Origin of the sequence: Pseudomonas sivasensis (genome assembly GCF_021391435.1) — a bacterium.
Lineage (GTDB): Bacteria > Pseudomonadota > Gammaproteobacteria > Pseudomonadales > Pseudomonadaceae > Aquipseudomonas > Aquipseudomonas sivasensis.
Map to the genome: position 1 here is coordinate 1,881,998 of NZ_CP090029.1, position 18,935 is coordinate 1,900,932.

At 49.9% G+C, this 18,935-nt stretch carries 25 protein-coding genes; 20 read left to right on the forward strand and 5 right to left on the reverse strand.

Annotation, left to right across the window (positions count from 1 at the left end):
• Nucleotides 1-194 precede the first annotated feature (194 nt).
• Entirely contained in the window at nt 195-347 is a 153-nt protein-coding gene (locus LRO94_RS28020; RefSeq protein WP_407692696.1) for a transposase, read from the forward strand.
• Between the two features lie 992 nt (nt 348-1,339).
• Here the strand turns inward: LRO94_RS28020 and LRO94_RS08440 are convergent.
• The 3 genes from LRO94_RS08440 to LRO94_RS08450 are packed head-to-tail and all read right to left on the reverse strand — an operon-like array spanning nt 1,340 to nt 4,082.
• Nucleotides 1,340-1,945 (reverse strand): hypothetical protein, encoded by a 606-nt coding sequence (locus LRO94_RS08440; protein WP_179179384.1) that lies wholly within the window; start codon nt 1,943-1,945, stop codon nt 1,340-1,342.
• A gap of 55 nt (nt 1,946-2,000) precedes the next feature.
• Nucleotides 2,001-2,726 carry a hypothetical protein gene (locus tag LRO94_RS08445; RefSeq protein WP_179179383.1) on the reverse strand — a complete coding sequence of 242 codons (726 nt, stop codon included), beginning with the start codon at nt 2,724-2,726 and terminating at the stop codon, nt 2,001-2,003.
• A gap of 60 nt (nt 2,727-2,786) precedes the next feature.
• The gene (locus tag LRO94_RS08450; protein WP_233896982.1) at nt 2,787-4,082 is read right to left on the reverse strand and encodes a hypothetical protein; all 1,296 of its coding nucleotides are present in this window, start codon (nt 4,080-4,082) and stop codon (nt 2,787-2,789) included.
• 481 nt (nt 4,083-4,563) lie between these two features.
• On the opposite strand from LRO94_RS08450, the gene LRO94_RS08455 reads away from it, so the two are divergent.
• From LRO94_RS08455 to LRO94_RS08465, 3 genes are all read left to right on the forward strand, one after another.
• Nucleotides 4,564-6,762 (forward strand): DEAD/DEAH box helicase family protein, encoded by a 2,199-nt coding sequence (locus LRO94_RS08455; RefSeq protein ID WP_179179382.1) that lies wholly within the window; start codon nt 4,564-4,566, stop codon nt 6,760-6,762.
• A gap of 151 nt (nt 6,763-6,913) precedes the next feature.
• The gene (locus LRO94_RS08460) at nt 6,914-7,861 is read left to right on the forward strand and encodes an STM4504/CBY_0614 family protein (protein ID WP_179179381.1); all 948 of its coding nucleotides are present in this window, start codon (nt 6,914-6,916) and stop codon (nt 7,859-7,861) included.
• Between the two features lie 106 nt (nt 7,862-7,967).
• Nucleotides 7,968-8,717, forward strand: coding sequence for a hypothetical protein (locus LRO94_RS08465; protein WP_179179380.1), 750 nt, complete (start codon nt 7,968-7,970; stop codon nt 8,715-8,717).
• Between the two features lie 224 nt (nt 8,718-8,941).
• Here LRO94_RS08465 and LRO94_RS08470 read toward each other — a convergent pair whose 3' ends face one another.
• Complete coding sequence (locus tag LRO94_RS08470) at nt 8,942-9,337, reverse strand: hypothetical protein (RefSeq protein ID WP_179179379.1); 396 nt, start codon at nt 9,335-9,337, stop codon at nt 8,942-8,944.
• 180 nt (nt 9,338-9,517) lie between these two features.
• Here LRO94_RS08470 and LRO94_RS08475 point away from each other — a divergent pair, with 180 nt between their 5' ends.
• The 6 genes from LRO94_RS08475 (at nt 9,518) to LRO94_RS08500 (ending at nt 12,904) form a co-directional block, all read left to right on the forward strand.
• On the forward strand, nt 9,518-9,898 hold the full coding sequence (locus LRO94_RS08475) for a histone-like nucleoid-structuring protein, MvaT/MvaU family (RefSeq protein WP_179179378.1): 381 nt from the start codon (nt 9,518-9,520) through the stop codon (nt 9,896-9,898).
• Nucleotides 9,899-9,900: 2 nt separating this feature from the next.
• Nucleotides 9,901-10,599 (forward strand): FRG domain-containing protein, encoded by a 699-nt coding sequence (locus LRO94_RS08480; protein WP_179179377.1) that lies wholly within the window; start codon nt 9,901-9,903, stop codon nt 10,597-10,599.
• Between the two features lie 68 nt (nt 10,600-10,667).
• The gene (locus LRO94_RS08485) at nt 10,668-10,943 is read left to right on the forward strand and encodes a hypothetical protein (RefSeq protein ID WP_179179376.1); all 276 of its coding nucleotides are present in this window, start codon (nt 10,668-10,670) and stop codon (nt 10,941-10,943) included.
• A 101-nt stretch (nt 10,944-11,044) separates the two neighbouring features.
• A complete protein-coding gene (locus tag LRO94_RS08490; RefSeq protein WP_179179375.1) occupies nt 11,045-11,860 on the forward strand; it encodes a hypothetical protein in 816 nt (271 codons plus the stop codon).
• The gene (locus LRO94_RS08495; protein ID WP_179179374.1) at nt 11,857-12,270 is read left to right on the forward strand and encodes a hypothetical protein; all 414 of its coding nucleotides are present in this window, start codon (nt 11,857-11,859) and stop codon (nt 12,268-12,270) included. Before LRO94_RS08490 ends, LRO94_RS08495 begins: the two co-directional genes overlap by 4 nt.
• Nucleotides 12,191-12,904, forward strand: coding sequence for a hypothetical protein (locus tag LRO94_RS08500; RefSeq protein ID WP_179179373.1), 714 nt, complete (start codon nt 12,191-12,193; stop codon nt 12,902-12,904). The genes LRO94_RS08495 and LRO94_RS08500 overlap by 80 nt, the downstream gene beginning before the upstream one ends.
• A gap of 19 nt (nt 12,905-12,923) precedes the next feature.
• Here the strand turns inward: LRO94_RS08500 and LRO94_RS08505 are convergent, their stop codons facing one another.
• Complete coding sequence (locus LRO94_RS08505) at nt 12,924-13,634, reverse strand: DUF4113 domain-containing protein (protein ID WP_179179372.1); 711 nt, start codon at nt 13,632-13,634, stop codon at nt 12,924-12,926.
• Nucleotides 13,635-13,644: 10 nt separating this feature from the next.
• Here LRO94_RS08505 and LRO94_RS08510 point away from each other — a divergent pair, with 10 nt between their 5' ends.
• From LRO94_RS08510 to LRO94_RS08545, 10 genes are all read left to right on the forward strand, one after another.
• Nucleotides 13,645-14,355, forward strand: coding sequence for a hypothetical protein (locus LRO94_RS08510; protein ID WP_179179371.1), 711 nt, complete (start codon nt 13,645-13,647; stop codon nt 14,353-14,355).
• Between the two features lie 19 nt (nt 14,356-14,374).
• Nucleotides 14,375-14,518 (forward strand): phage tail assembly chaperone, encoded by a 144-nt coding sequence (locus tag LRO94_RS28025; RefSeq protein ID WP_179179370.1) that lies wholly within the window; start codon nt 14,375-14,377, stop codon nt 14,516-14,518.
• Between the two features lie 33 nt (nt 14,519-14,551).
• Nucleotides 14,552-15,280, forward strand: a complete 729-nt coding sequence (locus LRO94_RS08515; RefSeq protein ID WP_179179369.1) for an HNH endonuclease — start codon at nt 14,552-14,554, stop codon at nt 15,278-15,280.
• A 69-nt stretch (nt 15,281-15,349) separates the two neighbouring features.
• Nucleotides 15,350-15,625 carry a hypothetical protein gene (locus LRO94_RS08520; protein ID WP_179179368.1) on the forward strand — a complete coding sequence of 92 codons (276 nt, stop codon included), beginning with the start codon at nt 15,350-15,352 and terminating at the stop codon, nt 15,623-15,625.
• A complete protein-coding gene (locus tag LRO94_RS08525) occupies nt 15,622-16,140 on the forward strand; it encodes a hypothetical protein (protein WP_179179367.1) in 519 nt (172 codons plus the stop codon). Before LRO94_RS08520 ends, LRO94_RS08525 begins: the two co-directional genes overlap by 4 nt.
• Complete coding sequence (locus LRO94_RS28030; RefSeq protein WP_179179366.1) at nt 16,137-16,499, forward strand: phage virion morphogenesis protein; 363 nt, start codon at nt 16,137-16,139, stop codon at nt 16,497-16,499. The genes LRO94_RS08525 and LRO94_RS28030 overlap by 4 nt, the downstream gene beginning before the upstream one ends.
• Before the next feature lie 11 nt (nt 16,500-16,510).
• Nucleotides 16,511-16,951, forward strand: coding sequence for a hypothetical protein (locus tag LRO94_RS08530; protein WP_179179365.1), 441 nt, complete (start codon nt 16,511-16,513; stop codon nt 16,949-16,951).
• Nucleotides 16,952-16,990: 39 nt separating this feature from the next.
• Nucleotides 16,991-17,308, forward strand: a complete 318-nt coding sequence (locus LRO94_RS08535; RefSeq protein ID WP_179179364.1) for a hypothetical protein — start codon at nt 16,991-16,993, stop codon at nt 17,306-17,308.
• A gap of 54 nt (nt 17,309-17,362) precedes the next feature.
• Nucleotides 17,363-17,743 (forward strand): hypothetical protein, encoded by a 381-nt coding sequence (locus LRO94_RS08540; protein ID WP_179179363.1) that lies wholly within the window; start codon nt 17,363-17,365, stop codon nt 17,741-17,743.
• A 125-nt stretch (nt 17,744-17,868) separates the two neighbouring features.
• Entirely contained in the window at nt 17,869-18,921 is a 1,053-nt protein-coding gene (locus LRO94_RS08545; RefSeq protein WP_179179362.1) for a hypothetical protein, read from the forward strand.
• Nucleotides 18,922-18,935 lie beyond the last annotated feature (14 nt).

The window sequence follows — 18,935 nt, forward strand, 5'->3', positions numbered from 1 at the left end:
TCGGCCAACGGCTTTTGTTCGCCACATGCAAGTCGAAAAACTTGCGGCGGGCGTGGGCCATGGTGTTCCTTGCGTTAAGGGCGATGTTGTCCGCCTATTTTTTAGCGGACGCGATCGCCCTTATCGCCACGATTTCCATGCGCCAATGAAGCTCTTAACCAAAGCTCTTCAAAACCTAGGTCGTGTAAGAATGCCTGCAACCCGGAGCCTCAGTTTCCAGTATCGCCATTAGCCATGACATCAGCGCCAACGTCATCCGCAAGTGGCTGCCGATCTACCGCGACAAGGCGGTCGCGTCACTTCCTGCATTCGTACAACTGCAACCCGTGTCTGCATGGATTGGATGATGGCTGCTAATACAGCCCTTCACTCCTCATTCAGATAGGTCTATGACTTAATTAACACAACAATCTAACACCTGCAACGCTCCGGATCATTCGGAATCCGCTCGTACATGCCCATGTTTAGCTCTCTTTTCTGTTGTGTCGTCAACCGACAGCACAAGGCTAAGAGCAATCAATATCCCTGTAAACCGTCGAGGAAATAATCAACTAAGTGTACTAACACCCAGTGTCATACAACCACTCCCAGCAACCCCAGCAATTCCGGGAGTTGTCTGACACTGCCCCAACTTTATCTCATTACTTTCTCTTACGGATGGCAACGAAATTGACAAAATTGCAACATAAAAAAGCCCCGGCCAGGAGAGAGGCCCGGCCATGGCTGGTGCAGCACACAACAATAGAGGCATAGACAGAAAGAGAGAGGAATTGTCTACATCTTTATATTACCACTGCCGTTAAGCTATATGTGGGGATAAATCAAAAGCTGTTGGGTTTTTGAGTGCAAAGTTTGGTGGGTTTGCGCGCAAAAGCCACTAGGGAGGGACGGTGTATCTACTGATCCGAGATTTCAGCAAGACCCTTGTTATCCAGTATTAGATTTACTGCGGCTCCCGATCCAACGTTATGCACCTTTACGACGCTAAGCTGATCATCGATACAGTCAACAAGCTCGTGACGATATATTGTCGCGAAGCAGATCCCTTGATCACTGTCGGTTAAAAATCCATTGAATGTTGCATCAATGTTAGCCTGCGAGTGAATGTGGTCGCATTCGCATACTGCATCCCAAATCTGCGAAGCGGTTGTTAAAGGGAGCTTGTTTATGTCAATGGAGTTCATCTCACCGATCCTTTCTTATTGTTATATAATTATGATGACAGAGAGATTTTTTGAAAGCAACATAGTGATCTGCTGTACAACTTAAAGTAGTTCGGTGTCAAATCGTGAAGGTGTAAAAAAGCCCCTGGGCGTTAGGGGCTTTGATCAAGGCAGGGTTATTTCTTCTTCTGCTGAGCAAGCGATTCGCGAAGAATGACTTGCTGTGATCGACTCAGCTGATCTGTAAGGGACATAGAGGCCTGCTCCTGCAGGTACTGTGGTGCGCTTTTGAAGATGCTTTGGGTGTAGCTCCCCCATTTCAGATATGTCTCGTCAACTGCCGCTTTAACAGATTCAGAGCTGCTTGAAGGAGTATAGGTGCGGTAGTAATAGCTTGTGATGACACTGCTGGACTTGGATATGCATTCGACCAGGCGTCGATGGGTTTTGTCTGCATGCTCCTGGGTCAAGAACCTCTTTAGACTGTTACGTTGAAGCTCGCAGTGGAACAGGCTGCTATCGATTAGCTTGAGCATATTTTCAGATGGTGTCGAGGTTGGGCTAACCTTGCTTCTCAGCTGATCCTCATAAGGCATTTTGGAATAAGCGATGAAGCTGTCGATTTCGGCCTGAGATGCACCTCTTTGCTTCATATCAGCAACAGTTGTGTTTAACGCCTCCTGCGCAATCTGTTCGTCCGTTTTTGGCGTATAGGCTGGCTGAGATACACATCCAGAAAGCAGTGCCAAGGTGAGTGCCGCACAACTCCATGTAAATCGCATGTTTCCATTGTTCCTTTTGTGAGTGATGCTTGCTGTAAGTGGTGATGATTCCGAATTACTGGCCAGCTTCCAGATTTTCGGCTGCCTCTTGTCGTTGGCGCTTTCTCTGTTCCCAACATTTGTGCAGAATCTGCTCGCCTTGTTTTTCCAGCCATTCAACCAGTTTCGAAATCTCTGAGGTCATGTGCAGAAATTTTTCTTTGGTGATGTGAATGTGTGGTGGGTAGAGCCAGCTTCTCTCGCCATCATCGATCTGCTTCGCTAACTCTTTGTCCCTGTCACTGACGAAAAAAGGGCTCGGTAGCTTCGGAAGGTCGCTATCTCTGTAGCGGAAGGTATTAGATGTCAGAGACTCGTCATGCTGAATGCTGTTCCGGGCCAAGACTATTTCTGAAACAAGCGAGTAATCGAATGGGCCAGTGTCGAATTTATCTGACCCATGCGACTCGTAGTACGCTTGGTAACCTGCAGGCCATCCGTTTTTGAACGCCGCTTTTGTGCAATCTGGAGCAGACCCAAGGCGGTCTTGCCATGCAACAAGGTAGATGTGTAGTGATGCGGATATCATCGAAAGGCAGGAGCTGCCCAGTACCTGTATCGATGCATCAGCTTCCTCCCATTCGAGCTGGAATGGTGGTTCACCATCCTCGCTATAGGGCGGAATAAATGGACGCACGCCTTTCTCGATCTTTCTCATGCGCTGTTCAAACGGTGCTGAGCCATTGATGTACAGCTGCTTGATAAACCCCAGCCGCTGTTCAAAAAAGAAGCGAATATCCATTTCATAGGTCTCGTAAGGTGGGGGCCAGCCCATGATGGCACCTCAGGCTGGCCGACCATATCACGACAAGGGCTGAGTGAAGAATGTCCCGATTTCGTTTTGATCAGCGAAGCCATTTGTCCCGGCTTTGAGCTTGATCCGGGCGTGGACGATCACGTCTTTTGCTTTCAAAACGTCGCCGAAGTTGGTGCTTGGGAGGCTGGCGACGGTCTTGAGTTTTTCGAGCATTTCGTTTGAGATTTTGATTGCGGTTGGGTGGTTGCCATCTGAGTAGAAACGGTGCCAAACGTGACGGCCTGCGTGATCACCAGACACGATTTCGAATTCGGCCAGAGCTGTGGTGCCGCCTGATTTTGTTTTGCTGGGTTTGAAATCCTTGAGTTTGATCAGTGCCTCATGAGTGGGCATTGGGGCTTTGGATTGGGCCGTGCGGGTGATGATCGTGGTGTCGATGCCACGGGCTTTGCGGCGGAGCCAGTTCAGGTGGGATTTGACCCAAGCTTTGCAGGCGCGGAATGCGGCAGTATCCGGTGATTCGCCAGGGCGGGGTTTGTGGCGGGCGTACTGTGGGTCGCGGAAGTATTCGTTCCCAGGGTTGAGCTCGTTGTCTGCAGCGAAGATCTTTTGCACGATTTGATCTTCGCTGAACGATCGGAATAGGCCGCCCAGCAAGCGGTTAAGCTCCATGGATCTACCCTGGGCGCCGACTGCAGTGCCGGGGGCGCGGGGTTTTATAGTCTTGCTGTATTGAGCGTCGATGCCATAGCTACTTTGAGCCAGCTTGAGGTCTAGTACGTTCAGGGGCTCGCCGGAGTTGTAGAAGCTGATAGCGCCATTGCGACGCTCAGGGTGGGTTGTGAACGTGTAGTAGCAGCGGGCTGTCTCTCTCCAGCAACCGTCTATGACCTTCAGCAGTCGACCATCGAGGAACTCGTCCAAGGCCTCAAGGGCTGCAGCGGATACAGTCAGAAATTCATCTGGGTAGATCGCCCGATCAAGCGGAAGCACGATTCGAAAGCGCGGGCATTCGGCAGAGTTGCTGTATGAGGTGTAGACAGCATGCTCAAGGCCTAGATCAATCAGGGCATCTTCAACTTCTTCAAGGCTGACAAGGTCATCTTCTGGTTTTTGATCAACGTCAAAGATCACCATGCTTGTCGCAATCACATTCTCCATGTTTCTCTCAGGGGCGCGGAAAAAAGATGGCGTAAAGGTAGGCCCATCCTTTAGATCGCTTATGCGCTGATTGAGAAGTAAATGGTTGTAGAACTGGCTGAATGACTGGGCTACACGATTCTGTACGTAGCGAGTTTCAGCAGTGTTCTGGGTTGCGAATTTAATTACTCTTGTGGTCATGACGGTCTCTCTTGTTATGTTGTGCTCTCTCGCACATTCGTAGTGTTGTATATGAGCAAAATCCAGTGCAACACCTATTTCGCTTGTCACTTTCGGAAATGGAGGTATACGAAAGGAAATTTACTTCCGTTTTTCTTAGCCAATCAACCCCTGCTTACCCTCAATGGGTCTCTCCTTTTATAAAAGGAAAGGGACGGTTGAAGGTGGTTGCTGATAGAAAACACCAGGCTAATAAGACTGGCAAGTGTTTTGGTTAAGAAAAACTAAAATCACAACGCTGCATTACGGCCCGCTCTCGAACCGCATTTTTGCGCAACTGAAATCAACCGTGCGTTACCTCCGTAGCCCTCAATAAACCAAGTGTTACCTGCATACCTCAATATGGCCAAGTGTCAACCCAAGAAGGTATTGCGCAGCGTTTTACTCATGTTCAACAATACAAATGTGCAGTGAGCACACAATACAAAAAGAGAAGAGAATCATGTCGTACGAATCGATCATCCTCGGCGCTCAATCAAACAAATACGTCATTGGTCATTCAGAAGTGATTGATGGCTTCAGGTCTGTTCCTGCCATTGACTGCCTGAAAACGGCTCATTACTTTAAATCCGAATACCCGCGAGCCAAAAGATATATCAATGTTCAGCCAAATTGCCTGAAAGCAGTTAAGGCAGCGATGAGCACATCATCTGGCCTATACGACTCTGAAAAGCAGGCGGTGATCGCTGACAGTGTTAACGACATCGATAAGGCTTCTCTTGTTCGTCTTGTAATGAATGGCTCGGGCAATATCGAGGCAAAAATTGCTTTTTCCACAAAAGTCTTGGGGGCTGAGGTTTTTGCTGGGATGGACTTCGATGAAGCTCTCGATGCGATCGACACCGATGATCTGCTCACAGAAATGCAGGCGCGCGACCTTCTAGACTCGGCTGTCAAATTCAATTCGGCGCAATTTGATCAAAGCGTTGGCTCTTTTGACCATCTACTGACGTACAAAACGCTCAGCGCCAAAGAGATCAGAGATAAGATTTTCCGCGTGCCACGCAGGGCTTTGCTGCAATGCCACACGGGCTTTGGCAAGACCTCTATCGTCCTTAAGCATCACATTGAAGAGTTCTTGACACAGGGCAAGCGCGTACTGTTTATCTCCCCACTTCGCTCGATCGTCAAGGCTTTTGACGTCCCCGGCCTGATCGATTACCAAGATGTAGAGCCAGGCCAAATGAACGACGCCCTGGGCCTCAAGGTCGTCGTCAACTCTCTCATTGCGGAGAAATTCGCTGACTTCATCGCTAAGGCCGACCTGGTAGTGATTGACGAAGCAAGCCAGGTGATCGAGCACGTAATGGACGGCACTGTCCGCAACCGTGATCAAGTCTGGGCCGCGCTCCAGTCGGTAGTGAAAAATGCACCGAACGTCGTGTTCGCAGACGCAGACATAAACAAGTCCTGCTTCGACTTGATCAGCAATGGCAAAGGGCCGGTCGTAGTTTTCAAGGCAGAAGCCGCGCACAGTGAAATCGGGATCCAGGTCAGCTCGATCAACCAGGTGCGCAAGCAGGCATTGGACGCAGCCTTGGTGGAGAGCACCTTGATCGCCTGTGACAACAAGAGGGACGCTGCCGCCATGGCACTGGAGCTCGAACGCGCTGGCCGCAAGGTCATGCTCATCACTTCAACAACTAGTGGGTACGCTGAGCAGCAAGCGTTCCTAAAAAAACCCAACACTAACGCCTACGACGTCCTGATTTACTCCCCTGCGATGAAGTCCGCGATCAGCATCACCTCGGGTCACTACACCAAGCATTTCGGGCTATTTGAAGGCTCAGTAAGCCCGAAGGGCGCGATCCAGATGCTGCGCCGTGATCGCCTGGCCAAGGCTTTCGTAGTGGGCGTCAGAAACCCCCAAAACCGCACATCGGAGCTTGTCCAGGTCGAGTTCGAAAACGGGCCGAAGACTCGCTTCGAAGAACTCCGTCATCAGCACAGAAAGGCTGCTTCATGGCTGAAGGACAACATCCAGCTGACCCTTGCCATTGAGCTGCGCCGTCAAGGCTTTAGCGTATCGAAGCAGATCGACAACGATGATCAAGCTAAAGAAGGCCTGAAAGAGCACAGTAAAGCCCGCCGCGCTCTCAAAGTCGACGTCGCTAAGGCAGTGCTGGACGCTAGCCCAATGACCAATATCAGAGCAGCAGAAGCACTGGTCAGAGACGGTGCATCCAGCCACCAGGAGTACTTCAGCGCGATCAGGGCCGAGGCCGAACTACATCTGCGGAAAACCGACCTGTCCTTCGCTGATGCCGAGTTCTGGAAAGAGGGTGAAGGCAAGGGGAAGCTTCGCAAGTTCGAAGACCTTCACACGCCTTCAGTGTCGAGGCTCCATCGCGTCCTAGTGCGTGTATTCAGGGGCATGACTGAAACCAAATTATGGACGCCTGTTGACTCCGTTAAAGCTTACGACGACATCAACGAATGCCGCGCCGAAGTGTTTCTGGCGGGATTCAAAATGCCCAAGCAGTCCAAGTTCATCTCAGATCGTTCGAAGCAAGGCGCTATCACCGACATCCTCAAAGCCCATGGTTTGAAAACAGAGCGGAAAGATGGTGGTGAGGCAGGTTACTACTACATCATCGATCCAAAGTCGCTCGAACAGATGAAGGAATACACGGGGCTTTAAGGGATTGCCTAGGGCATGGATGCCCCCTAATTCACAGCAAATTGTCCGAGGACAACGCTGACAGGCTGGCAACTGAGTACGTCGCGGCTTGATTTGATGTCAAAGGGCCCACGGCTCGATATGATGCCTATTCACAGCGCCGGGAGGGCCTATGCCAGTCATCGATTTGTATTCAAAACGTAGGAAGCGTGAGCTGGGTCTGGAACCCGATGTCTACACGTACGACGACTTCAATGCCAACCTTCGTGCTCAGATATGCTATGTGATCGACGATGTACTTGGCATTCAAGATCGGAATGAGCAGGAGCGTAATTACGGAAGCATTTGCGAAGTGCTTCGGCGGGAATATGGGGTCTACAAGCTGGTGACAGGTCTCCATGCTCGGTCGTCAGTGATGGATGAGCTGGGTCAGTTCATTTCAATCGAACGGGACATTGATCGAGTTCTTGATGCTATTGAACTCTGCTTCGTAATCGCGGAATCTTACCGAAATAAATCGTATACCTATCGATATCCTAAAGAGGATACTGGCGCCTACATTGACGAGTGTGTTTCCGAGTTAAACACGCGATTCAAAGAGCATGGCAAGGGGTACGAGATAAATGATGGAAGAGTTCTTAGAATAGACTCCGAGTTTATTCACGCTGAAGCAGTCAAGCCAGCAATAAGCTTTCTGAATCAAGCGGAATACGCAGGCCCGAGAGATGAGTTTCTTAGTGCATATGAGCACTATCGCCATAGCAACCTCAAAGAAGCCTTGAATGATGCGCTAAAGGCCTTTGAAAGTACCATCAAGGTGGTGCTGGAGCTTCGAGGGTGGGAGTACGACAAGACCTCACCAGCAAAAAGGCTTCTGGCTGTACTCCTGGCTAATAACTTCCTGCCGTCGTATCACCAGAACCACCTGAATGCTCTCTCAACCTTGTTGGAAAGCAGTGTTCCAACCATCCGGAACAAGGAGGGTGGGCACGGTCAAGGCTCGGAGGTATCAGAAGTTGAGCCTGAGATCGCTGCATACGTTTTGCACATGACCGCATCTGCAATCGTTATGTTGTGCAGCCTAGAGAAAAAGACCGCCCAAACCGCACTTGGCGAGTGATGTCCTGTGTGAGCCATCGCTCGCAGGAGAGATGGGCCACGCCATGTTTTGATGTCAAAAGGCCTCCCTGCCGGTATCCTTGCCGGATTTCAGGGAGAGTTGGGTCATGTGGGTTTGGCGTGAAACAAGGGAAAAGTGGCTTCTTGCCGCTGCACTGGGTGTTCTGGGGCTCATCGTCCTGATCAACCTCAAGCTGGAGGTGTGGCCCTGGCTAAAAGGGGGCAAGGTTGCTGCCTTTCTCTCTGCCGATGCCACTGGCAGTGTTATCAGTGATCTGCTGGTGGGGCTTTTTTCTGCGTATATTTTCTACTTAATCGTTGAACTTGTGCCCAAGAAACGCAGAGAGACGCTGACGCTGACGCCATTGAATCTGATCGTCGCTTCAGTCATCGATGCCTATCAGCGCACTCGCATATTTGGCCACGAAGCCCCAATAACGTCGATCGATGTCTCCATACTCGCACTTGAAAATCTCGCGGCTCACAAGGGCTCTGTTGTGGCGAATCCACAGATACTTAAGCTCAAATTTGCGATGGAAACCGCTCATTCCAGGTACCCTGACTTCCAGCACTGCTTGACCATGGCCTCGTCCATTTCTCCCGATCATGCGCTCGACTGGCTAGTACTTACAGACAAGGTTCGGCTCCTCGCAGAGCAGTACGGATCATGGCCACTCCACCCATTCCCTGAGAATCTGGGCAACGAGCTTAGTGAGCAGCAACGGTGCGATCCAGAATGTGTAGCCACCTATGACAACTACCAGAGAGACATGAAACTGATGGAAGGGACTCTCCAGCTTAGAGTGTTGGAGGTTATTGAAGCCTCTATATTTTGGATGCAGCGGCAGGCTTCATAACCCCAGATCCCCCGCCAGCCCCAGCTCCGAACCCCAGGACAGGTGCCCCTTGGTCTGATCAGCTTTATAGATCTCAAAAAGCCTTTTGACTGCAAAATCGCGCAGCACGGGCCTCAGGCTTCGCATGTTGATCCAGTAGCGGCCTGGGATCTCTGTAACGAGATGCGTGTGTTTTGGTTAAGAAAAACTGGTTGTAAACAAAAAGCCACCTGGCGTTGGCGTGCTCACAGCCCTAGGTCGGCACCGAACTTATGTTCTAGATACTGGCGCAGTTGTATTTTGCTCGTGTCTCGTAGGTAAGCTTTACCCAAGAGGGATTTTAGGGTGCTCAGGTATTGATCACGTCGCTGCTGGTCATCCAAATTTGGTGTGGTGTCGACGATTTGCGGATACCTAACACCATAGATCTTCATATAATGGTTGCGAGAAATTCTCAGGACGTCATCAGCTCCTAACTCTCGAATCGCAAGCTGAACAATTTTGTCATCCTGAAAACGAATATGCTGTCTTGATAAGGCTAGGGTATTCATTCTGTCGCACTCTGCCTGCAGTTCAGCTATTTGCTCAGCAAACATTTCTTCTAGGCTGAGTTTTCGGAATATGTGATGGTCAAGTTTCATTGCCGTATCTATTATTATTGTGGTTCATCACTATATCTAAATTTACTGTGCGCATATCCAGTAGTACAAGCCCATTCAGAAAATATTCTCGCCTCGTACAAAAGCCGGATTACATAACTCTGGCCTTTCGACTTTAGAGGCATTACATTTCATAGCACTTACTGAAGGAGCATCACCCCCATGTCTAAAGCAGCCGAATACCGCGCCCTGGAACGTCAGATCGCCGAGCAATTGCAAGCCCTCGAATCCCTTAAAGGCAGCGAAGCTCTTCAAAAAGAACTCGAATTTGAAGACAAACTGCGCAAGCTCCTGGCGGAGTACGGTTACAGCCTGCGCAACATCATCGCGATCCTTGATCCTCAGGCCTCCAAGGCTCCTGGGCTGACTGTTTCGGGCAAGGTTGACGGGCGTAAGGGACAGCGGGCGCCAAGGGCTGTTAAACGCTACGTTAACCCGCACACAAATGAGTTCGTTGAGACAAAAGGTGGAAACCACTCCATCCTCAAGGCATGGAAGTCGGAGCACGGCGCTGCCGAAGTCGAAAGCTGGCTGCAGGCCTAATCATGAAGTCGATTCCGATAAAGGATGTGCCGGAATTTCTTGAGCGAATCAGCGTTTACGATTTGGTAGGAGGCACTCTGCTATTTAGGGGTCAATCCAAGCGTGGAAATCTGCTGCCAGGTGTAGCCCGAAAAGACCCAGCGAAGAACACCACCGCTGTTGAAAAGGCCATGCTGGGGGAGCTGAGGAAGCAAGGACTGACTATGATCCCCAGCTACGTCGACATCACCAGCGACTGGGACATGCTTGTCCTCGCTCAGCATTTCCAGTTGAAAACCCGCCTTTTGGATTGGACTTCAAACGCCTTGGCGGCGATGTGGTTCGCATGCAGCAGCAGAGGCACTGAGGACTGCTATGTCTACACCCTGGAAGCGGACTCTCTGATGCTGACATCGCTCAAGGGCAGTCCCTTCACGCAGAAGAAAACGAGGGTGATCAACCCCAACTTGAGCAATGACAGGATCATCGCCCAGTCAGGCTATTTCACAGCACATCGGTTCTCCGAGAAATCAGGAAAATTCGTGGCGCTGGAGAAAAACCCCGACGTGAAGAACCATCTAATTGAGTACGTCATTGCTGGAAATGACAAAGTCGATTTCCTTATGACCCTTGAGCGCTGCGGGGTTACCTCTAAGTCGATCTACCCAGATATTGAGGGGCTATGTCGGTTCCTGAACTGGCGCATGGAAGGTTCGTATTGAAGTGTTGCGCTCTCTTTTGCTCCACCTGCATATTGATGATGTAGGTCATAACAATAAGAGAGCGCATCATGAACATTACCAAAATCTACGAAGACGCCAAGGCCGCGATCGAGTACTCCTCGGGCACGTTTTTCCTTTTCCAGATCGCACCCAAGGTCGAGGATTTTTGCGTAGATGAGTGCTTCCGCTTAGCACAACAGGACACTCGGAAACCTGCTGATCGTCCAGACCTCAAGCAGCTCCCCAGGTGGCAGCAGCAGTGTGCGGCAGCGTGCATGGCCGAGTTTCACGCCTGCCTTTCACGCATCGCCCAGGAGCGTCTGGAGGGCCTGAAAACAGCCTAATCCACACCAACCCAGGGCCTAGCCACCCAAGCTGGGCTCTTGACATTCCTACCCTCAATTGCCAATCTGTCAATAAGTGCCATGATATTGCGGAGCTGGTCATGCTTACCTTCATCTCACCGAAAGACCGCCTGCTGCTCCGTTTTTTGAAGCCAAAGGTCGCTGCGTGGAGGTGGTTTGCGAGGGCCAGGGGTCTCATGGGCATTTCTGCTGAGAGCCATGAGTTTTTGGAACGCGCGCTTAAGGAGCAAATTGAGAATTACGATAGGTTCTCAACGGTCGGCGGCTTCAAGTTCCAGGAGGGCCAGTACCTTTTGAAGTTGCAGACAGCGGATGGAGTTGTGAATCGCTATTGCTCGTCGCTGCTCGAAGTTGCAGTGATTGTGAGCTTTAAGTTCAAAGTCTGGAGCGGCCCTGTGCTGAGTTTTACTCCTCCGTTCTCGACAGCAGCTCTTAATGCCACCAGTCCTAATGACTTTATTTCGAGGTTTCTAGGGATGCTGCGAGAGGAGCGGCTTGACCAACTTCGACGGCTCTGGCTCACATATCTGACTACTGAGCGGGATAGCGATGCCTCTAGGCGTTCGCAGGTTAAATGTATTGCGGGCATTCTTTGCGGGAATTACGAGTCAGCTCACGCTGAAGCTGATGTCGGGGAAAGATTTTCTGCTGATCTGATGAGTCTGGGTATAGATAAGAAAAAGGCCTATGACGATATCTTTGATTTGATGCCTCCTTTGATTCTAAGAGAGCTGCAGTTGGACAGGCCTCATGCTTATCACCTATACCCAATTTGCGAAAGCGAGGATGAGTTACGTCGACTCTTGGGCGGGGATATGGGTTTCCTTCGCAATAGAGTTGCATTAATGAGTGCTGAGCAGCGCGAATATATGTTTGGGTCGGAGCTGGGGCTATGATGTACCTACAAAACATCATCAGATTCTGCTCGCCAGCAGATGTAAGATGTGAGAAAGGTCAGTACTACTTTGATCAAATGGAATTCAGCAAGTTTATAGATTTGTTTAGATATGTAGAGCTGGTCTACTCGTTTTCTGAAACCACAACTTTTGTTGATTGGGATTTTGAGTATCTTGCTGCGACTCTTGATCAGGTGCTTGAGCAAAATGCAATCACAGATGACCTGGAGTTTCTTGATTTTATAGTGGGCCGGATCTTCGAAGTACTCGGTCGTAATGAAGCCCTGGATGCACTAGCCGGAAAACTATATTGGTGTTTAAGAAATAGTGATGTCGACGCAGCCTGCAACGCCCTTGCTGGCTATTTCCAACAAGCTTCCGGGGGCGAGAATGCGTTTGTCGGTAGTTAGATACTTGCAATGGGTATTCCCAGCATTTCTCAACGCCCATGATGGTTATGTTCGCTATTATCGCCAGAAATACAAGTCTGAGCGGGATCTGATTATTGTTTTGTACTCAAACTTCCTTGCGTTGCCAGAGAGTTATTATCGAGAGCGAGGATTTGACAAGGTTTGGGCGCTGGTTGACTCGATTGCTGACGAAGACCTGCTGTTTCATGAGCTGGGGAATGAGGTTGCAGGGATTGCGTGGCGGCTGGGGTTCGTTGGAAGGCTGGACAAGATTCTAATTGCCAAGGAAAATGCGGCTGACGAGTATTACTGGAGTCTGCGCAGCGGTAGCGAACTGGCTCTTATGAAATTTGCCCTCAGATATATGGGTAAATTTAAGGATATGATCTATGGAGGAAGTATGAAATCACTTATTCAAAGCTTTCATGATAAAAAACGGGAGGAATTTATTCGTCGTTATCGTCTTGTTAATCCGGAGCGTGCAAATATTCTTGACGAATGCAAGACTGAGTCCGAGTGTGACAAGTTCTTGCGTAATGATAAAGAGTTCATGCAGGTTCTTCGTCAGCGATTGATGGATGCCGGGAAGTTTGAGTCGATCGACTATCTGACTGGGGCTGACCTGGGTAAGTAGTTTGGTTAAGAGAAACGCTTTACCGAAGTTTGGGGAGGTCAGACAGGCGGGTGGTGTAGTAAGGGCTAAGGTGGCCGCGTTGCATGTTCCAGGGCATGTCTCCAATTGTCGTGGCTGAACGCAGAGAGCCTTTGCCGAACCGGGCATTTATCGCGTCGAGCACCCTGGCCCTGGGGCTCTGTGAGCTGACCGCAGCGAACATGTCCGTAGTCAGGTCTTCTGGCTGGCAGATCTCGCTCAATGCCACGGAGGACTTTGCATAAACTGCATTGTCGTCGAAGATTTTCTTAGCCAAAGAAACAGCCGCCCCTTGAAGCGTGAGAGTGTCGTCGGTGTGCTGCTGAAGTCTGGCTGTCGCTGAAGAGTACGCATCACTGAAGCTCTCCGCCGTGGCTTTCCTCACAATGAGACCAACATCAATCTTCCGACAAACCGACCCCTGAGCCCTCAGTTTCTCAGATGCGCGGGCAACGTAGCTGGCAATCGACTGCTCAATTGGTTTCCACCCCTGTTGCCTGCTTCCGAACGCACGTGAGCTGATGATTTGCTTTTTCTTCGGAGCCTGGAGCTCCAGATCATTGCAAGGGATGCCCCGGAGCTCTAGCAGCTTCAGCGTGTTTTGACCGTCGATGCTGATAACAACGATCGTCCCTGGTCGTGCAGGCTCGTTGCGGCTAATGACAGCGACATCGCCTGGCTGGATGTCGCTGATTCGTTTTGGCAACGACACTGAAGCCCTCATGACCGAGGTGATTCTGCCTCTTGCTGTTGACCGACTGTACGGCCAGTTGACTATGCCAAGCCTCGTCAGCGTCAACACTGCAGATGAATCCAAAAACCACGGCGACACGATCCGAATCGCTAAGCCCATCGAGTTCACCGACGCAGATGACCATCCTACCGACAGCGCTGGCTCGCAATCGGAAGACATCACTGCCAGCAAGATTGACGTAAAGCTGGATCGCCATCTGTATAAGCAGTTCGCAATGAAAGATGCCGAGTTCCTGTCTCACGCAAACTCGCTGACCCTTCCGTCCGCTGCAGAAGCTGCCGTTGATGCCCTGGCCCGCACCATCAACAAGAACCTCTTCAATCTGTACAAAGACGTTCCGTACATTTCGGGCGACCCGACATCGACAGCAGGTCGCGACAAACTGGATTTGATCAATGCGCGCAAGGAAATGCAGAACCGCAAAATCCAGAATGGTCGCAACATCGTCCTGACTTCGGACACTGAAGCTGACCTGCTGCTTGAGTTCTCGAAGATCAACGAAAGCGGCGACGCGAACGTAGTCAGCCAGGGCCTGATTGGTCGCAAGTATGGCTTCGATCTGTACAGCGACGTTCAGGCTCCGTACCACGTCGCGGGGACTGCCTCTGCTAACGCTGGCATGACTCTGTCCGCACAAGCTGTCGCTGGTTCCACCATGCTAGCCCTGGCAGGTGCATGAAGCTGACGCCAGGGTTTGCATGCTTCATGACCAAGCTCTGATCGCCGGAACCGATGTCGCCCAAGAAACCCGCCTGGCCCTGGCGAACTACAGGCAGGCACTGCGAGACATCCCTGAGACCTCCAACCCTTCCTCTGTTGTTTGGCCGCAAAAGCCTTGGTGATAGCATGTGGCTTCCAATCACTGGGAGCTCAATATGGAAGAGAATCTGCGCCGGTTGTTGCTGGCATTTAATGATTGGCTTGTGCGGTCAGGGCTTTGCGATGACGCTTGCTACTTCACTGCAAAAAAGTGGAAGAAAAAAAAAGAAGAAATCCTGAATGATGCTGTTCAAGTGATTACTTTTGAAGGCAGTAACGTTGTCTCGATGCTCCATCTTGGGGAGGATATGCTCGTGTTCAATGAGCTTTTCGAGTCCTTCGGGTTTTATTATGAAACCTCAGATGAATATGTGCTTGGTATTTACCCCATTAAAGACTTTGATTTTGCTCAAGTAAAGGCCGGAACCAAATACAGCATTCTCCTTGCCGATCCGAGATGGAAGAGAAAGGCTGATCTAGTAAAGATGAGAGCTGGTAGAAAATGCGAAGATTGCGGGGAGTCAGGAAAGCTTGAGGCACATCATTGCTACTACGCTCGAATTGGACACGGATTTAACCCTTGGGAATATCCTCTCGATTCTCTAAGAGCACTATGTCCAGAGTGCCATAAAGAGCGTGAGAAGGTTGAAATGAACCTGAGAGCTTGGAGTGCCGAGCATACACACAAGCAGCTTGCGAAGATGATGGATGGGATTAATCGAATAGGTGGATCGCTAGGGTTAGATAAAAACGATCTCTTCGATCTTCTAATCAACGCCTCAGTAAAAGACATACGTCAGCTCAAAAAAATGCATGAAAGGGTTATGATTGAGCTCAATGAGTAATTCTTGTGTGATAATATAATAATACAGGGCCAAAAAAGCCCAGCTTGACTGGTAATAAGAAGAATAAAAATGTCAGCAACCCCTCCGGCGCCAACGAACGCCTCGAACTTGGTTATTTCCCTGTACGCCCTGATTCCCCTGTTATCACTGGTGGTTTCAGGTGTCTGGGCTTATTCAGGCCTTGATAAGAAAATCGAACTCTTGGATCAGCGCGTCGACATTGTCTCGGCTCAAATTCAGACTTACCAAATTGAGCGCAAAGAAGACAGCAAGCGAATTGAAGATAAACTCGACAAGATCAGTGTGAGGATTGATGCCCTGATTGTTAAGGGAGTGTCGAAATGATCAGCATGATTAGTGCGTTATTAGGGTTCCTGTCACCATTCGTTCCGAAAGTTTTCGAGCTCTTCCAAAGTAACCAGGATCACAAGCAGGAGCTTGAAATGATGAAGCTCCGCTTGGAGAACGCCAATGCTGAGCACACTTGGCGCATGGAGGAAATCAATGCTCGTGCCGATATCGACGAGGCCATTGCAGTCCGCAAGCCTGAAGAGACGTACGGCGATAAGCTGATTTCGTCCGTTGCTGCAATAGACCTCCCGCGCTGGATCAAGGGGTACGTGGCCCTCATCGGTGTTCACGTCGACTTCTTCATTCGCATGTGCCGGCCTGTCATCACCTATGGCCTAGTCGGCTTTTACATGTTCTACAAGATTGCTACGTTCCAGCTGCTGGCCTCTTCAGGGCTTTCTGGAGTGGAAGCAATCGTTCGAAGCTGGACTGATTTCGACGAAGCCATGCTTGTTGCGGTGATCAGCTTCTGGTTCGGCAATCGTACGATGAATCGCTGGAAGAAGTGACATGGGGTCGATCTACGTGCCTCGGTGTCCGCTGGATTGCCCGTGTCAAAACCTGCTTCCAGCGGAGCGTCGACCCTTACGGCCAGCCATGGGCGCCTATTCACCACCGCCAGGGTCAGCCACTCCTCGACACCGGCAGGCTCAGAAATAGCATCAAACACAGCGTCCGGGGCACCAACCTCGAATTAGCATCGAACTTGATATACGCGGACAACCATCAGTACGGAATTACCGTTAAGCAAAGGCGATACCTTCCAGACAAAACTGGTCTTCCAAAAGCCTGGCTCGCCGAATATCAAAATATCCTTTTGCAGAACCTTGAAAACGCCCTGAGCACAACTCCGCCTGTGATAAAATAAGAAGAAAAACAATGGCCATCGCTGAAACCCTAGAAGCCTACAAAGCCCTCATTGAGAATTTGCCATCAAAACCGAAGGTGGATCTTTTCTCGGGTAAAGTAGCTGATGAAGCGCTGAAGAACATCTCACTCCAAGGCGGCCAGTGTTACGTGCTGCTTGCGTGCGGTGGTGGGCCAATCGTCGCCGATACTCCTAAAATTTATTGTGATGCCATCTTTGGCGCGTTCATTATCTGCAGGGCTGACCAGGACACTAAGGGTGTTTCCCGTCGCGCAATGAGTTTGGGTGTTGAAATTTCAAAGGTGCTGAAGAAATATCGTGGTGTAGCAAGCGCCAATCCAAACCTACCCAAGATTCACTCTTTTGAAGAGCTTCTTTCAGGATTCAAGGCCTCCAGTAACAACTTTAGCGCCTGGCAACTGGCATGGACGCATTATGTAGCGTTCGATTGATATACAACCACCAAAAATAATAAGAACAAAGGTGATCACATGGCTGTAAACGTAAAAGACACTAGCATCGGATGGATCGGTAATGGCGCCATTCTGATTTCTGTGCTCGATGAAAACGACGAACCAATCGGCGGCTTCACCGCTGTCGCGCACTCGTCCTCGGCTGTGCTGGCCCTGACCTCCGATAAAGTCGAGATGCAGGACACCACTTATGGCACTCTATCGACCGCGAAGTCGAAGGTCATCAAGAACACAGGCGAGCTGACAGTCAACGCCAAAGATTTTAATTCTGAATTGATGCGCCTTGCGCTGTTTGGATCGCTGTCCACGGATGCTGCAGTGGCGTCGAAGGTCTGAACTGGCAAAGCCTACCTGGGCAAGAGCGTCGTCGTCCCTGGCGTGATCGCATCTGTGACTACCATTACCGTTAGCGGCGAGCCACTGGATGCTGGGCTTTATCGCGTCTCCGGTGGCTCTATTGAGTTCGACGCAGATGCTGGTTTCGAGGATGGCGCTGTGGTCGAGGTCACGTATGCCAGTAAGGCCACCACTCGTCTCGAAGGGCTTGTGAACAGCGGCATCAACGTCCAGATAGTCTTCGACGGCTTCAACCTGGCGGAGGATGACAGGGAAGTTAAGGTCACGTATTACAAAGTTTCGCTGTCGCCTGCAGCTCAGCGTCAGCTCATCACCAGCGACTATGCAGAGCAAGAGATCAAGGGCACGCTGCTTGCGTCCAAAGCCGTAAGCGGTAGCGGTCTGTCGAAGCTGTTCAGGGAAGAGTACGCTTAAGCCATACCTGCTTCAAAACACCAGCTTGGGCGTGCTGGTGTTTTTCGCATGACTTACCTTTCAGAAGAAGATATTTTACCGGACAAGGCTTCACAGGGCCGGGATAGACGCTTCAGGGAGGCCTCATGAGCTCAAAATATTCAGACTTAACAGAAGAAGACGTTCGTCGCCTCGTCAACAACGGTGTATACACTGTAGAGACGATTGAGCTAGTAAGAGACAATGGGACTATTGTTCGGCATCTGGAAGCAACGGAAATCAGCCCGGTGCCATCATCGGTGTTGACCTATAATATTTACAACCAAACTATTCAAGAAGTAAACCTGGATGGCGTTGTACGTGCTATAGCCAATGATCGAAATAGATCTATCTCTGATGGCTTAACCATTCAGTATGACTCTATTCTGAATAATTTGGCTTATTACAGAGATCACGGTAGCAGACTCGACCCACTAAACTCTAAGAGCCTAGATGCGATTTCGCCCTTCGAATTTCAATGTAAGAGAAGCTTCGGAAGCCTAGAAAGCTTTTGGGTTAATCCAGATGAGGCTGTGCGAACTGTTGATGCATATGCAAACATAATATTTATATATATTATGAGTGGGTATTGGTTACATGGTTGCAAGTTCTCGGATGACTCTACAAGTATTTCAAAGCTGGAGTACCTTGAAAATGGTGTTAGGCATATTTATCAGCAGCTCCTGATTAATTGGGAGGCTGGGAAAGAATTGAGCGAACATGCGCTGATAAACTCTGTGTACGCGTATGCTTACCTTGATGAAAAGGTTGATGTCAAGATAATAAACGATCTCGTGCAGCACGACTCGCGTTGCAATACTGCCTTAGATTTTTTTGAAAGTTTCAGTGAGCACTGCATTGAGAAGAAGTATCTAGGTGGTTCGGAAGTTTACAAAAGCAATGCTGCAGATAAATTCAGAAGTAACGCGGATGGTAGGTTAAAATACGCAACTCAGCTTCACGACATTCTCACAAAGATTGAAAATATTAAAGGGGTGATTCCTCAGTTGCGCGCAGCAGGACAAATCGATGAATCTCACATAAATCTCGGCGTCGATTTTGTAAAATCTCCGCTTTCTATAATTAGAGTTGGAAACGATCACAACAGTAACGCGATCGGTATTGGCGTCGACAATCAAGGTGCCAAACCGGATGCCTGATCCGGTTTTTCTGC